Source organism: Frigidibacter sp. MR17.14, assembly GCF_037095735.1.
Classification (GTDB): Bacteria; Pseudomonadota; Alphaproteobacteria; order Rhodobacterales; family Rhodobacteraceae; genus Frigidibacter.
Window position 1 is genome coordinate 790,894 of the sequence record NZ_JBAWKD010000001.1, and the last position, 15,486, is coordinate 806,379.

The 15,486-nt window shown below is 66.3% G+C and carries 11 protein-coding genes and 1 pseudogene; 4 read left to right on the forward strand and 8 right to left on the reverse strand.

Going from position 1 to position 15,486, the window contains the following annotated elements; translation table 11 throughout:
* Nucleotides 1–70: 70 nt before the first annotated feature.
* The 3 genes and pseudogenes from V8J36_RS03765 to V8J36_RS03775 form a co-directional block, all read left to right on the forward strand.
* On the forward strand, nucleotides 71–1,471 hold the full coding sequence (locus V8J36_RS03765) for a mannose-1-phosphate guanylyltransferase/mannose-6-phosphate isomerase (RefSeq protein WP_336465904.1): 1,401 nt from the start codon (nucleotides 71–73) through the stop codon (nucleotides 1,469–1,471).
* A gap of 237 nt (nucleotides 1,472–1,708) precedes the next feature.
* On the forward strand, nucleotides 1,709–1,963 hold the full coding sequence (locus V8J36_RS03770) for a hypothetical protein (protein ID WP_336465905.1): 255 nt from the start codon (nucleotides 1,709–1,711) through the stop codon (nucleotides 1,961–1,963).
* Between the two features lie 124 nt (nucleotides 1,964–2,087).
* Nucleotides 2,088–2,381, forward strand: a pseudogene (locus V8J36_RS03775) (transposase); the annotation flags it as partial.
* A 272-nt stretch (nucleotides 2,382–2,653) separates the two neighbouring features.
* On the opposite strand, the gene V8J36_RS03780 reads toward V8J36_RS03775, so the two are convergent.
* From V8J36_RS03780 to V8J36_RS03805, 6 genes are all read right to left on the reverse strand, one after another.
* Complete coding sequence (locus V8J36_RS03780; RefSeq protein ID WP_336465906.1) at nucleotides 2,654–3,565, reverse strand: glycoside hydrolase family 16 protein; 912 nt, start codon at nucleotides 3,563–3,565, stop codon at nucleotides 2,654–2,656.
* Between the two features lie 103 nt (nucleotides 3,566–3,668).
* Nucleotides 3,669–4,910 carry a glycosyltransferase gene (locus tag V8J36_RS03785; RefSeq protein ID WP_336465907.1) on the reverse strand — a complete coding sequence of 414 codons (1,242 nt, stop codon included), beginning with the start codon at nucleotides 4,908–4,910 and terminating at the stop codon, nucleotides 3,669–3,671.
* 37 nt (nucleotides 4,911–4,947) lie between these two features.
* On the reverse strand, nucleotides 4,948–6,573 hold the full coding sequence (locus V8J36_RS03790; RefSeq protein WP_336465908.1) for a hypothetical protein: 1,626 nt from the start codon (nucleotides 6,571–6,573) through the stop codon (nucleotides 4,948–4,950).
* A complete protein-coding gene (locus V8J36_RS03795) occupies nucleotides 6,570–8,567 on the reverse strand; it encodes a glycosyltransferase (protein WP_336465909.1) in 1,998 nt (665 codons plus the stop codon). Before V8J36_RS03795 ends, V8J36_RS03790 begins: the two co-directional genes overlap by 4 nt.
* Nucleotides 8,564–9,973 (reverse strand): hypothetical protein, encoded by a 1,410-nt coding sequence (locus V8J36_RS03800; RefSeq protein ID WP_336465910.1) that lies wholly within the window; start codon nucleotides 9,971–9,973, stop codon nucleotides 8,564–8,566. The genes V8J36_RS03795 and V8J36_RS03800 overlap by 4 nt, the downstream gene beginning before the upstream one ends.
* 48 nt (nucleotides 9,974–10,021) lie before the next feature.
* Nucleotides 10,022–10,759: a sugar transferase gene (locus V8J36_RS03805; protein WP_336465911.1), complete on the reverse strand. Its 738-nt coding sequence runs from the start codon at nucleotides 10,757–10,759 to the stop codon at nucleotides 10,022–10,024.
* A gap of 600 nt (nucleotides 10,760–11,359) precedes the next feature.
* On the opposite strand from V8J36_RS03805, the gene V8J36_RS03810 reads away from it, so the two are divergent.
* The gene (locus V8J36_RS03810; protein ID WP_336465912.1) at nucleotides 11,360–12,808 is read left to right on the forward strand and encodes a lipopolysaccharide biosynthesis protein; all 1,449 of its coding nucleotides are present in this window, start codon (nucleotides 11,360–11,362) and stop codon (nucleotides 12,806–12,808) included.
* Here the strand turns inward: V8J36_RS03810 and V8J36_RS03815 are convergent, their stop codons facing one another.
* Complete coding sequence (locus V8J36_RS03815) at nucleotides 12,809–14,071, reverse strand: polysaccharide biosynthesis/export family protein (protein ID WP_336466185.1); 1,263 nt, start codon at nucleotides 14,069–14,071, stop codon at nucleotides 12,809–12,811.
* A 44-nt stretch (nucleotides 14,072–14,115) separates the two neighbouring features.
* Complete coding sequence (locus V8J36_RS03820) at nucleotides 14,116–15,225, reverse strand: glycosyltransferase family 2 protein (protein WP_336465913.1); 1,110 nt, start codon at nucleotides 15,223–15,225, stop codon at nucleotides 14,116–14,118.
* Nucleotides 15,226–15,486 lie beyond the last annotated feature (261 nt).

Genomic DNA, 15,486 nt, shown 5'->3' on the forward strand with positions numbered 1-15,486 from the left:
CCCGGCAGGTTTTGTAGGTTGGCGACGGCGCATCTCCCGACCCGTCGCGGTATTTGAGAAGGCATATCCCATGATCACGCCCGTCATCCTCTGCGGCGGTTCCGGCACCCGGCTATGGCCGCTGTCGCGCAAGTCCTATCCCAAGCAGTTCCTGCCGCTCGTGGGCACCGAGACGCTGTTCCAGGGCACGCTGCGCCGCCTGTCCGGCCCGGCCTTCGGTGCACCGCTGGTGCTGACCGGCGAGGATTTCCGCTTCATCGCCATCGACCAGGCCCAGGCCATCGGACTTGAGGACGCGCGCGTGCTGATCGAGCCCTCGGCCCGCGACACCGGCGCCGCGGTTCTGGCGGCGGCTCTGATGCACGAGGCCACGCCCGAGGCGCTGCTGCTGATCGCGCCCTCCGACCACGTGATCGCCGACGCCCCCGCCTTCCTCTCGGCGGTCGCCGCCGGGGCCGAGGCCGCCAATGCCGGCCGGCTCGTGACCTTCGGCATCGCGCCCACCCGCCCCGAGACCGGCTACGGCTACCTCGAGCTGGCAGAGCCCGCGGTCACCGGCAGCCCGGTGCCGCTGAAAAGCTTCCGCGAGAAGCCCGATGCCGCGACCGCCGCCGAATTCGTGGCCTCGGGCCGCTATCTCTGGAACGCGGGCATCTTCCTGGCCCGCGCCGGCGACCTGATCGCCGCCTTCGAGGCCCATGCGACCGAGCTGGTGGCCCCGGTGCGCCTGGCGCTGGCCGGCGGCAAGGAGGATCTGGGCTTCACCCGGCTCGACGCGCGGGCCTGGGGCAAAGCGCCGTCGATCTCCTTCGACTACGCGGTGATGGAGAAGGCCGCGAACGTGACCGCGGTGCCGGTCGACTGCGGCTGGAACGACCTTGGCAGCTGGGACGCGCTGATCGCGCCCGGGCAGGACGTGACCACCCACGGCGCCGTCACCGCGATCGACGTGAGCGGATCCTACCTGCGCTCGGAAGAGCCGGGCGTGCATCTGGTGGCGCTGGGTCTGCGCGACGTGGTGGCGGTGGCCACGCGCGATGCGGTGCTGATCGCCGACCGCGCGCGCCTGCAGGAGGTCAAGACCGCCGTCGCGGCCCTGAAGAAATCCGGCGCCCCGCAGGCCGAGGACTATCCCCGCTTCCACCGCCCCTGGGGCTGGTACGAGACGCTCTGCCTCGGCACCCGCTTCCAGGTGAAGCGGATCATGGTGAAGCCGGGCGGGATCCTTTCGCTGCAATCGCACATGCACCGGTCCGAGCACTGGATCGTCGTCGCCGGCACGGCCGAGGTGACGATCGGCGACAGGGTGCAGCTGGTGACCGAGAACCAGTCGGTCTACATCCCGCTGGGCGAGAAGCACCGGATGGCCAACCCGGGCAAGGTGCCGATGTACCTGATCGAGGTGCAGACCGGCGCCTATGTCGGCGAGGACGACATCGTCCGCTACGAGGACATCTACAACCGCAGCTGAACCGGACGCTGCCCTCCTGCGCGCCCCGTCCGGCGCGCAGATCGTCTCTTGGCGCGCCCGGGCCAACCACGTCAACTTCGCAATACGCGACTGATCCTCTCCCAGATCCGGCAGCCATGATGCCGAGATTCGGAATCCGAACCTACGCAGGCGGCATCCCCGGGATTCCGTTTGCCTTCACGTATGATCTGTCTACATCATCCAGCACGACCAAGACCTCGGCCGCTGTTACGGGTGTTGCGCATCGTGCATATATTCTTGGGATTGTTCGGTCTGCTGGGCGCCGCTGCTGCGGCCGGAACAGGCTATGCGATGGGCATGCCGCTCTGGTCGGTGATCGGCATTTTTTTCCTTGTTGGAATGCTGATTCCCGCGGTTTATGTCGCCGTGCTTGCCCTTCTGGCCATGACCAGCGGCGCCAATGGGCGCGCGAAGCGAGCGGACTCCGTGGACGAGACACCCGATCCCGGCACTGCCAATATTGATCGCTGACCACGGCTCTAGCGATTCTCGCATGTTGTCGGAGTTGTTGCAGCAGGCGGTGAGGCGGATGCGTCTCGTGAGTCCGGAGCGTTAGTCTTGGGCCAAGCCGCAGCCCTCTACCCCGCGCCATCGCATGACCAACCGGTCCGCCTGCAAGGCCGCTCTTCGCCGCCGCGGGTCGCTCTGGTTCTCGTTCGACCCGACGATGGCTTGGCTCACCGCCAGGACGGGCAAGCGTCGTCGTCCCGAGACCTTCTCGGGGACCGCTACCCAAGTTGCCTCACGCTGAAGGTATTGCTCGGCCTGCCGCAACGGCGGACGGTTGGCTTATCGCCAGCCTGAGAGAGATGGCGGGGCTGGACTGACCCGTTCCAGCCTGTGCCGATGTCAGGGACGGATTGCGGTACAGATCCCCTACCGCGGCCCGGATCGGCAGACCGCAGAAATCCAGATCCGCATCATTCGCCATGGTCGCCCGGATCGACGGCGCGACATGGCTCATCCACGAACGGATAAAGGACCCCCGGCACCGCCGAGATCACTGCCGTGAGCTGAGTAGGAGCGGGAAAGGGAGAGATCGGCCTTCAGCCTATCACCGCAACAACGCCGCACTCGGCGGCAAGTATCGCGACCCCTCGCTCGGCAGCATGCGCTGGCGATCGCTCGCAAAGGACGTGTCCATTGCCTCACGGCCTTGAGTCACGCATAGACCTGAAAATAATCGACGCGCATCCGCGTTTCGCGGTGCTCTGCCATCAACGGATCCGGAAACGGATAATCCGGCAGGATCGCCAGCGTTATGAGCGGCCAGAACGCATCGTCGGTCAGGTCCATTTCCGCGGACCGGCTTATGGCCCAGACCGCTGGCACGCCCGTCGCATGGTTTCGCACGAGCCGGCGATTGAAATAGACGGCGCAGAGATCATCGACCAGCAGCACGCCATACCGGTTGTACCCCGCGGTCATGTCCTCGGAGACACGGATCGCGCTGCCGTCGTGCCGCGCTCCGGGCTCGCCCCACTCGTGAAGATAGGCGCCGTAGTCATGCGGCTCGAACCCCTTGTGCTCGACGACATCGACTTCGATCGCGCTTGAGGGCGCAAGGATCGTGCAGCGGTTCATGAGCCAGAACGCCGGCCAGGTCAGCGGGTGGCGCGGGAACAGCATGCGCGTCTCGAAATACCCGTGGCGCCAGGCCCGGGTGACCGTCCCATCACGCCGCGAGGTCTGGAGGTTTCCGCTGATCCACTGGAATTCGGGTTGGTCATTGCCGTAGTAGTTTCTGACAGTCATCGTCCGGCCGATGAACTTGGCCGAGATCTGCAGTGCCGTCCCGCCGCTCGCATCGGGATCGTCGACGATGGCATAGGGGTCGAAGCCCTCCTCGCCGCCAAACCGTGCGAAGGCCGAGCGACCGTAGTACCCCGGGTCGGCATTGCTGACCTTCGGCCCGGCATTCCATATCTCGCGATCGAGATGTTCGAACTGGTCCTCGAAGACCAGGTCGCGGCCCAGCGTCGGGTCCCGGTCGAGTTCCGCCGCGCGCGCGTCGAGCGAGGCGAAGACGGCACCGGCGCCCGCAAGGCCCGCCGCACCGGCCCCTGCCAGCACAGCGCGCCGCGATGGCCCCTGCCTCGATCGTCCCGAGCTCATCCGCGCGGACTGCCTGACAAGGCACCTGCCCGCGGCCGCGCCGGCGATTGGCAACAGCGCGTCATTCCGCCGGCGCCCAAGTGGCCGGCGCGGCCGGCGATGGCTGGGCCTGCGGCTTGTCACGCTGGGCAGCATCAAGGCATCTGCGGATTTCCGCGCCCATCTTCCGACGGAACTCGGCCGGCGAGAAGCTTGCCGCATGGGCCAGCATCGCAGCGGTCTCGAACTGCCGCGCATTCAGCGCCGCCTCGATCCGCTCGACGCCCTCGGTGATCGCCTCGACCGACTGGGTGTCGAAGAACAGGCCGGTGACCCCGTCCACCACCGTCTCCAGCGCGCCGCCGCGGGCATAGGCCAGCACCGGGCGCCCGCTGGCCGTCGCCTCGAGCGGGACGATCCCGAAATCCTCCTCGCCCGGGAAGATCAGCGAACGGCAGCGGGCGTAGTGATGTTTCAGCATGTTGAAGGGCTGCGGCCCCAGCACCTCGACGGTCGGGCCCGCCAGGCGCCGGGCCGTCTCCAGCATCTCGCCGCCGCCGATCACCACCAGCTTGCGACCCATCCGGTTGAAGGCCTCGATCGCCAGGTCGGGGCGCTTGTAGGCGACCAGCTCGCCGACCATCAGGTGATAGTCGCCCAGCCCCGCCTCGGGCACCGGCGCGAAATCGTCGACCGCCACCGGCGGGAAGACCACCCCGGCATCGCGGTTGTAGTAGCGCGAGATCCGCCGGCGCACATTGTCCGAATTGGCGACGAAACCGTCGACGCGCAGCGCGCTCACCGCATCCCAGTTGCGGATGTAATGGCTGAAGGGCTTCATCAGCAGCCGCTTCACCCGGCCGCTGCGCTCGCCATAGTCGTGGTACATGTTCCAGACATAGCGCATGGGCGAGTGGCAATAGCAGACATGCACCGCGTCGCCGGGCGGGATGATGCCCTTTGCCGGGCCGGACTCGCTGCTGATGATCAGGTCGTAGCCGCGCAGGTCGAGTTCCTCGAGCGCGAGCGGCATCAGCGGCAGGTAGGACTTGTAGTTGCGGCTCGCCCGCGGCAGCCGGCTGATCAGGCTGGTGGTGACCTTGTGGCGGCGGATGGTCGGCGAGACCGCCTCGGGATCGTAGGCATGGGTGAAGATGTCGGCCTGCGGAAACATCTCGCAGAGCGATTCCAGCACCTTCTCGCCGCCCCGCATCGTCACGAGCCAGTAGTGGATCAGCGCGACGCGCAGCCCTGCGAACGCAGGATCGGCCTTGGGGTCCGGACGCGCGGCAGTCCGGAGGTCGGCGGCAGAGACGATCTTCATCGGCGGAACTCGCATTCGGGCGGCAAACGATAGGCTTTCATGACTGGGGCACGCCGCTGCGCGTCAGGGTGCGCCGCAGCCAGCGATGCAGCCCCAGCCCGCGCAGGCGCGATCGCAGCCCGTGGTGCCCCGGATCATTGATCGCGACACCCAGGATCGTCGCACCGCTCTGTTCGAGCTGGTGACGCGCCAGGGCGATCTCGTCCATCAGGCTGTAGGGCGTAGCGACGATCAGCACCGCGTCCGCCTGCCGCGCCAAGGCACGGGCATCGGCCGATTCCGACAGCGGCGGCAAATCGATCAGGACGTCCCCCCGCGACTGGACGGCGCGGAACAGCTCGGCAATTGCCGGGTTGCGTGCGTTCGCCAGGCTTTCCGAAAAGGCATCGATGGCCTGCGTCGGCAGAAGATCGACCGCGCCCGCCGCCACGACCGGCAGAGCATCGTCCTGGGACGGCGCCATGCGCGGGGCATGCTGCGCCGTCAGCCCACGCGCGCCGCCGCGGATGTCGGCATCGACGACGACCGTCCGGTCGTTGCCGTGGCGCATGACATTCGCAAGGTTCATCGCCAGCATGCTGCACCCTGTCCCGGCGGTCCAGGACGCAAGGGCGATGCTGCGGCTGCGCTGCTGGACGTCGGCGCCGAAGGCGAGCTCGATCGCCGTGCGCAGGTCGCGCAGGGCCATCGTGTAGCGCACCCCCGCCTCGCCAAGCTGCGCCGCACGCGCGGTCGGCAGGCTCGCCAGCACGTCGAGGTCGTAGGCCGCGCGGATGCTGCGACCGTCGCCGACCCTGCGATCGAGGGCCGCGCTCATCGCCATCGCCAGCAGGCCACCCAATAGGCCAAGCACCCCGCCAAGCGCGGCAAGCATCTTGACCCGCGGCGCCGAGGGCGCGAGCGGCACCAGGGCGGCGCCGATGATCCGCGCATTCGCATTCGGGATCTGGATCGCGGGCAACGTGCCGTCGCGCACGGCGGCAGAGGCGGCGGCGACCTCGTTGCGCAGGGCGTCGAGCCGGCCCTGCATGAATTCCGCGCCTCCCGAGGCGACGGCCTCGCGGAACGTCACCGACTGCAGCAGATAGGCCGAGGCACCGGCATTGGCGACACGCGCCGCCAGCACGGGATCCGAGGATGAGTAGCTGATCTCGATCGCATAGGACTGCCCGATGCGACGCGCGGAAAAACGGTCGCGGAACCGCGCGAAGGCTGTCTCGGTCGCGCGCTGGGCCACGGGGTCGGAAGCCGGATCGCCGGCAGCGGCAGGCACTGCGATCTCGGGATGGTTCGCAAGGCCCAGGGCATCGAACACCAGCCTCTGCATGCGCTCCGAACGAATGACCTGCAGTTCGCTGTCCACGCGGTTGAGGTCGAGCGAGCTGTCCGCCGCAGAGGCGTTGGCCGTCCCGGCAAGCTGGCGCGTGGTCTCGAGGATCAGCGTCGAGGCTGCCGTGTAGGTTGGAGGAAGCAAGCGCGCGTAAAAGTACGTCGTCAGCAGGCACACCAGTACCCAGAGGCTCAGCGGCAGAAGACGGCGGTTCACCGCCGCGATCATCGGCCTCAGCAGCGCCATCGGATTGTCCTCGGCGCTGCGCTTGCGATCGGCGCTTTGCCGGTCGGATGTCCTGATCACACCGATGCCATTCTTTCCATAGATCATGCTGTCTTCCTCGCAGAAGCGATCTGCGCCGCCCTCTCGGGCTCGATGCGGCCGCGCAGGAGGTCCGCGACCGCCATGCAGTTGCCGCGCAACCGTCCACGCCGATCGATGAAGGGCTCGGGCCTGAAGGCCAGCACCAGATTGCTGGCCATGTTGCGGAAGATCTGGCCGGCCACCTGCCTCGCGGTCATCGTCCGCTTTCTCAGCATGTAGACGGGATTCACCACCTGCGAGTATCCAAGCCGCTCGCCGGCGACCCGGCCGCTCTTGACCCCCATGTGCACGCCGCGCAGCGCGCCGGACTTGGCCATCCGACCGCCGCGGCGCGCAAGCGTCGCGCCGAAATCGCGATCCTCCAGCCAACCGTAGAGAACGAGCCGTTCGTCGAAGGCCATGTCGCGGATCGCCGAAGCGCGGAAGACCATGTTGCAGCCATAGGGGCTGAAGGGCTCGATCCACGCAGGACCATCTTCGCGCGACGCGGTGGCGACGATCTCGCAAGCGCGCTCGAAACTGATGCCCGCGCCCTTGATACCGTCGGCAAGGACATGCCCGGTCAGCGTCGTCACCGAGGATTCGTCGCGGAACACCTGCGCGGCTGCGGCCAGCCAGCCCGGATCGGCGACGAAATCGTCGTCGAAGAAGGCGACCGCGTCGATCCCTTTCGGAACTGCGGCGATGCCGGTGTTGCGCTGCGCCGAGGATCCCGGCGGCCCCACCAGCACGACGACCTCGTCGAGCGCCGCCAGATCGCCGGCATCCTGCGGATCCGTGCAGGAGATGAAGACCACCCGGGGCTTGAGGGTCTGCGTTGCCAGCAGATGACGCACCGTGGCCGAAACCACCGCCGGCCGGCCGCGCGTCGCGACGACGACAGCCATGTTGCCTGCGGGCTGCGCGGCGGGTGCCGGCGCAGGCACGGTTTGCGCGACACCGGCCTGCATCAGCTCGAGGTAACCGGCGGCGCTGCGCCCCCAGCTGAAGCGCTTCACCTGCTCGAACCCGCGGCCGACCAGATCGGCCCGAAGCTGCGTCGAGCCTGCGAGGGCCGCGATATGATCGACCCAGGCCGAAGGATCGTCCGGAGCGGCCAGAAGCCCCGCCGCACCGCAGACTTCCGGCATGCTGGCGCGGTCGGACGAGACGACCGCGCAGCCGCGCGCCATCGCCTCGACCAGCGGCAGTCCGAAGCCCTCGGTCCAGGACGGAAAGGCCAGGCAAAGCGCGCGGTCCATCAGCCACGCCAGGTCATCGTCCGACAGCCGCCCGAGCATCCTGACATTCGAGGCAAGGCGCGGTCCGCCCGATGATTCCTCGGCGAAGATCGCACCGCCGCCGCCCGCGATGACGACGTCGATTCCCAGTGCGTCCAGTTCCGGCGCGATCTTGGTCAGCAGGTCCAGATTCTTGTGTCGCGCGCGCGACCCGATCGCGAGAATGAAGGGACGTGCCGGCGCGATCTGCGCCGGTGCGATCTCTGCGCGGTCCGGATCCCAGGCAAGCGCGTGCTCGTGACCGTTCGGCAGCACGGCGATCTCCGCGGCCCGCAGCGGCAGGTGCCGCGCCAGCTGCCGCGCCGAGGCCTCGGACACCGTGGCGACGCGCATCGCCCGTCGCGCGATCATCGGCTGCATCAGCTGGTAGGCGCGGCGGAAGGCTGCGCCATAGCTTTCAGGTGCGACGAAGACATTGGCGTCGTGGATGCAGACGACCTGGTTCTCCTTGCGCAGCGGTGCGGTGTTGCACAGGTTCAGGAGCGGGCCGGGCTGCAGCCGCGGCAGGTCGAGCTGCTCCCACAGCTGGCCCGTGAAGCGCCCGCCGCGCTGGACCGTCAGCCCCTCTGGCAGCCGCAGCGCGCCTTGCCTTGGCGCATGAATGGCGATGCTGCCCGGTTGCGCGGTGTGAAGCGCCTCCACGACATTGCTGGCGTAGCGCTGCACCCCGGTCATGCCTTGGCTGAGAAAGCGTCCGTTGATCGCGAAGTCGGCAGTCATGCAAGCACCGTGCTGGAAGGGGAAGGGGCGACAGGCGTCCGACTGGCGCCACGATACTCCGGTCGCGCCGCGGCAAGGCCCGCCAGCGCATAGAACAGGATCCCCTGATCGACATTCGAACTGAGCATCAGGTCGCCGACGGCCATCCCGATGCACCCGTTGCGCGCCGCCGTGCGCACATCGGTGAAGTAGCCGCCCGGCACGCCTGGATTGCGCAGGAACGCCATCGCGACGAAGCCAAGGTAGAAGAGGGTTCCGATGGCGCCGACGCCACCGACGAGCGCCATCGCAAGGCTCGACGTCCGGATCGATCCCAGGCCGACCCCAAGCCCCCCGGAGTCGATGAAATTCTGCAGTGCCGCCGCGTTCCACGAACTGCGCTCGACACCCGAGTCACTGCCGGCCTTCGAAAAGACGAGCGCGTTGAGATAGTCGCCGATGACCGCCGAAAGCCCGGGATGTGCCAGCACCCCCAGGACTGCGGCCAGCGCGACCAATGGCAGCGCGACAATCAGGACAAGCCCGCCGCGCGTCCCCAGCCCGCGCGCCGACCGCGAGAGGACCGTGAGATAGAGCAAGGCCATCATCACCGGCAACGAGACCAGGGCCGCCGACGAGGTCGACATCACCGCCAGAAGGAAGGTCAGGATCGCAAGCCCGCCGGTGTACAGCGGGCGGATCCCGCACAGCCAGAGTGTCGCGACGAAGCCCAGCGCCCCGATCGACGAGCGGCCGAACGAGGACGCCTCGGTGAACGATCCCACGACACGCTTTAGACCCTGCATCTCTGTCTCGGTATGCATCGCGTATTTCGCGTTGCGGATCACCTCGAGCAGGCCCTGTGTCCCCGTAAGGTAGGTCGCCAGATCCAGCAGACCGAAAGCGGCATTCGCGACCGCATAGGAGAGAATGGCCGCGACCGCCGTCCTGAAGCCCGAGTGGTCAGAGGCGCAACTGGTGACGATCAGGAACACGGCAAAGCTGCCGACGATATAGATGCTCTGGGTGATGTTTCCGGACACCGGCGCCAAGGGGACCGTCGAGCCTGTCGCGTCGAACGATGTCGAGCCGATCGGGAAAATCAGGGTGCTTCCCGCCATGATCCGCGGAAAGAAGAAGGCGCTGACAAGCGCGTAGGCGACAAGGCACAGCAGCCAGAACCCGGGCTTGCCGGGACGCAGGGCAAGCAGCATGCCGGCACACTGCCTCGGACGCATCAGCGCGTTCAGACCGACCGCGCCCAGGAAGAGATGGGCAGGCTGGATGTTTGCCCCGCCGATGATGATAGCGGCCGCCGCGCCAAGCACCGAAGCGGTGACGAGGACGATGACCATCGTGCCGTAGTCCAGAAAGAAGCTGATCGCGACCACCGCCAGCGCGGCAAGGCCGATGGGCTCGATGCTCATGGGCTCACTCCTTCCGCTGGAAGGGTCCGACGGCTGCGAAGAGCGGGGTCACTTGCCGGTCCGCTTGAGGACGGCCATGCCGGTGGCGAGGATGATCTTCACATCCTTGGCGAAGCCGAAGCTTCGCGAATATTCCACGTCGAGCGTCACCCGCTCGTCATAGGACATGTCGTTGCGGCCCGAAGCCTGCCAGGGGCCGGTCAGTCCCGGCCGCATCTGAAGGTAGGCACCGATGGACATGCCGTAGCGGATCATCTCGTCGCGCACGATCGGCCGGGGCCCGACGAAACTCATCTCGCCCATGAGCACGTTCCAGACCTGCGGAAGCTCGTCGAGGCTGGTCTTGCGGATGAACTGTCCGAAGGCCGTGATCCGGGGATCGTCCGTGAGCTTCTGGGACAGCGCCCACTCCGCGGCCGCAGCGGGATCGCTCTCGAGAAGACGGGCAAGCCGCACGTCGGCATCCACGACCATCGACCGGATCTTGAGGCAACCGAAGGTTTCCCCGTTCCGTCCGATCCGGCGATGGCGGAACATCGGCCAGCCGCCATCCATCGATGCAAGGATCAGCAGGATCAGGATCGTCGGCGCCAGGATCGGAAGCATGATCAGCGCCAGAGAGATATCGAACAGGCGCTTCCCTGCCGCACCGTAAAATCCGCCCTCGACAGAGGTTTTGGAGGGCTCGCGGGCACTTCTTGCAGAGACTTCGGGCGCGCAGATATCGCGAGAATACGACGGCTTCTCGGGCGAAGCGAGCTGGCTACGCGCAAAATCCGGCTGCATCTAATACCCCGTCTACCAATTAACCATTCCAGCATACGGCATGTTCCCGCCTATTCCCGTGTGAATTTTTTGGGTCACTCAGAGCGCAAGGACTTGTTAAGTGGTATGACGTCGAGCGTATCCAGTCGCTTAGCCTCCGCCGATCCCCAAGCGCAGCACGCATCACAACCCTAAGGGGTGTGTGTTGACCGGAGAGCATATCCGGAATTCCATTATTGCATGACTTGTGCCCGATTATGACGCACCGCAGCACTCATTTGCGCCCGCCAACAGGGCAGATCCGCAACCGGGCGCGGCGTCGATGACGAGTTTGTGATTCGCCATCCCCCGACCCTCGCCCCGTGCAACAGGAAATTCGCCGGTCCCGATCCCGAAGCACCGACAGAGCCATGTGACTGATTTGGCTTGCGACTGCGCGACCACTCTTCGATGCTGCACATTGCGGCCCGCCGTTCCGCATGCAACTATCGAGCGGGTGCCGGCCAGGGCGGCGAACCTCTTCCAGAGTCGCCCTGCCGAATCGGACGATGCGGCGGGCCTTTGTCGCGGGCACCTATGCTGCATTGCAGCATGGTTCCGGCCGCGCCGTGGCGAGTGTGTATGAGTGGGGCAGAGTTGATGCTTACAGGCAAAGCCTTAAAAGGCGCGATCTGGCTGGTTCTCTCGCGCTTCCTTGGCAAGTTCATCGATTTCGGCACCCTCATCGTCCTGGCGCGCATCCTGACACCTGCCGATTTCGGCCTCGTGGCCTTGGCGCTGATTTTGATATCCGTCGTCGACATGGTGCTGGAAGTCCCGGTGCTTCACGCACTCCTGCGCCAGCAGACCATGGACAAAGCCGATCTCGACACGGCCTTTACGCTGAGCCTTGCGCGCGGAACCGCCTTCGCGTTCTTCATCCTGGCCGCGGCATGGCCTTTCGCGCAGTTTTACGAAGACGATCGCTTGTTCAGCCTGCTGCTGCTGATGTCGCTGGGACCGTTCCTGCGCGGGCTCATCAATCCGGCCATGGTGGTCCTCGCACAAAAGCTCAGCTTCCGGCAGACCTTCACGATCGAGATGGGCGGCAAGATCGCGGGCACCCTTGCCGCGATCGCGCTGGTGCTGTCGGGCAGCGGCTACTGGGCCATCGCCAGCAACAGCGTCGTGGCGGCCTTCGTCACGACACTTGGCAGCTACATCATCATGCCGTACCGGCCCAGTCTGACCTTCGCACGGTTCTCGACCTTCGCGGGCTACGCGGGATGGCACACGCTCAGCCAGATCGTCGCCGCGCTGAACTGGCAACTCGACAGATTCCTGCTCGGCCGCTCCGTCAGCCAGGCGACCTTGGGAACCTACGTGCTTGCCTCGGACATGGCCGGCTTCCCCGTGCAAAGCGTCGTAAGCCCCGCGATGCAGGCCGCAACCGCGGCTTTCTCAAGCATCAATAAGGATGCCGAAAGGCTGAAATCGGCCTTCCTCAAGGCCAGCCGCTTCGTGATGCTCGTGGCCACACCGGTCTGCATCGGGATCTTCGTGACTTCCGATCTGGCGATCCGCTTCGTGCTTGGCGAGAAGTGGCTCGATGCGGCCCCGATGCTGCAGCTGCTCGCCATCGCGATCCTGCCCTCGGCCTACCTCCAGATCCTCAGCGCCTTCTGCATGGCAAGCGGTCAACCCTCTGCCCTGTTCAAGATCGGCTCGGTCGAACTTGCGATCCGCCTGCTGATCGTCCCGGTCGCCATCCACCTGATGGCCGTCACCGGGATGCTGTATGCGCGGCTCCTGATCGCCGCCCCCATGTTCCTCTTCTACATGCTCACGCTGCGACGCCTCGGCGGCATCGGCATGCGCGCGCAACTCGGCAATCTCTGGCCGGTCGCGCTGGCGGCCGTGGCAATGGCGATCGCCGTGACCCTGCTGCGCAACGAACTTGAGGACCTCGCCCTCGCCCCGGTCATCGAGCTCGCGCTGTGCATGATCGTCGGCGCCGCAACCTACGGGCTCGTGCTCAGGGCACTTGGCATCCGGCTGCCGGCGAAGAGATTCGGCCTGCGATACGGTTGATCACTGACCGGGGGCCTGCACCGTCGTCAGCTGAACCTGAAGCACGTCGCCCGGCCGCATCGCGAAGCTGTCACCCACCACCATCTCCTGCCGTCCGGCGGTGCCGGTCCGGACCAGATGGTATTCCGGTGCGAAGCCGCCGAGGTCGGAGGTATCGACCATGTCCATGGACTGCGACAGCGCGAGGGTCAGCAAAGAGCGGGCAGTGCGGCTCGCCTGACCATTGCGCTCCAGCGCATCACGGGCCGTGGCAAGGCTGTCGAGCGCGGCGGTGCGATAGCGGGTCTGCAGCTCGATGATATCGCGATCCGCCTGCTGCAGGTTCTGTTGCGCGCGCAGGGTCGCGACATGCACGTCCAGAAGGCTGCTGCGCACCGACAGCTGCGAACTTTCGGCCGCGATCTGCCGGCTCGAAACCGCAAGGCCACGCTCGCGAAGATCGCTCACGACCTTCACTTCCTCGTCGTACAAGGCCTGCTGGCGCGTCAGCGCCTCGGACCGCTCCGCCAAAGAGCCGAGCTCTTGCTGAAGCAGCGCCTTGGCGTCGGCAATCGCCGCAAGTTCGGCGGTCAGCGCCTCGCGCCCTGCACGGTAGCGATCCATCTCGTGCCGCATCGCCTCGGTCGCGCGGGGATCGTCCTGCGCCGGGTCGGTCAGCTCCGTCGGAAAGACGATCCCGGCACCGTCACCGGCGCTTTCCGCGGTATATCGCGCGATGCGCGCCTGCAGCGAAATGCGCTCGGCTTCAAGCTGCCGCAGGTCGCCCCCGGCCGAGATGGCCTGCCGCTGCGTTCCCGGCAGATCCGGGGCGCGCAGGAAACCCTCCGCGGTGCTCAGGGCCTGCAGCACCGTCATGCCCGGCTGGAACTCGTAGCGGCCGGGTCGCTGCACGGCGCCGATGACGAAGACCGGGCGATAGCTGGTCACCTCGACCGTGGCGAAGGGCGTTTCGGCAAGGTTCGCGGTGCGGCGCAGCGCCTCGGCGATGCTCTGCGCCAGCTGGTCCGGTGTGCTGCCCGAGGCAGAAACCTGCCCCACCAGCGGCAGGAAGATCGACCCGTCGGCGCCGACCGCGAATGTATCGCTGAGCGGCGTCCATGTGTAGATCTCGCCGGTATCGCGACGCAGCGAGTTCACCCGGATCGCGAGCTGATCCTGGGGCCCGAGAACATAGGCATTCGCCGCGGCGCCATCCTCAGCATGCCCAATGATCGGCAGTGCGATTGCGATCAGGATCGTGCCGGCAGTGATCGAGTGTTTCATTGGCCCTCGGGTAAAAGAAAGTCTGCTCTGCAACACCGTATGCCTCAGGATCTCAGCAGCATGGCGCTGATCATCCCGCGGACCGAGCGCTGACCGTAGGTGAACCGGTACGCCATCAGATTCTGCGCCCGTCGCAGCGGCAGCACTGCTGCCATCAGATAGAAGGCCGTCATCGCGACGCGGGTCTTCGCGCTCCAGCTGAGGTGCTTCGCGGCGGCAAACGCCCGCCACACTTCCCCCATGCCCGGCCGCAGATCTCCTGCGAGGTTCGCGCAGATCCTGCGCTCGATGTAGAAGTACATCCTGTCGGTCGGGACCATCTTCGCCGCAACGCCGAGGTCATCTAGGATGCCCCGGAGGTGCTCGGTGCGACGCGCGAATCTCTCGATATCACGCTCCATCACCAGCTTCTGCGGACGCTGTCCCTGGGCGGAATAGTTCCCGCCATGAATGCGATAGCTGCCCAGCTCGTCGGTCAGGCTCACGACATCGCCGAAGAACGGCGCCATGAACAGGATCACCCCATCAAGAGCGGTGTCGTAATCGACCTCCGCCAGCACGGCGCACAGATCGCGCCTGAAGACGTTCCCCGAGGTCGGCGGCGAGGTATAGGTTCCCGTGCTGAAAACGCTTTCCTGAAGCGCGGCGCGATCCCTGAACGCCCGAAGCGAGGGAAGCGCTTCTCCAAGGTATTCGCCATCGGCACCGACCCGGCTCAAGGAAAACTGCAGCTTGGCAACCTCGTCGTCGAGCAGTCCGATGATAGTCTCGAGAGCGCCCGGTTTCAGAATGTCATCGGCATCCAGAAACAGCACGAACGGTGCCGTCGTGCGGGAAAGTCCGACGCGGCACGCGCCGATCTGGCCAAGATTGCGCAGCCGGACCGCGCGTACGCCCGACGCCGTGATGACCGCCCAGGACTGATCCTTCGAACCATCGTCGACGACCACAAGTTCGCAATCGTCGCGTTGCTGTTGCAGGACGCTGTCGATGGCCTCGCGCACATAGCGTTCGTAATTGTAGCAGCTGATGATCACGGCGAGACGCGGCGCGGCCGGAGGGTCTCCGGCACCGACCTCCTCGAGAACGGATGCCTCTAGTGCTTCGTCGCGAGCGCGATTGACTGACGGGAACCGCCTCGACTGGAAACGCATCGACCTAATACCTTCACCACCGACGGCATCAGCCGCCACACTCGCACGTCGCCAGATCTCAGTGGTCCGGCACAATGCCTGAGAGTTTATGCAGTCGCAGCAGTCGATCGCAATTGGTTCATCCAAATTTAATGTGTCGCACGGCGTCGATCCCGCCGATGCCCAATTTGAGATCAGCCACTGACGCTCCGCGCACGACACGGCGCCTCTGCCGCACGATGCCGACAGCCAGTCACGCCCCGCTCGGCCTCTCACCGGGCG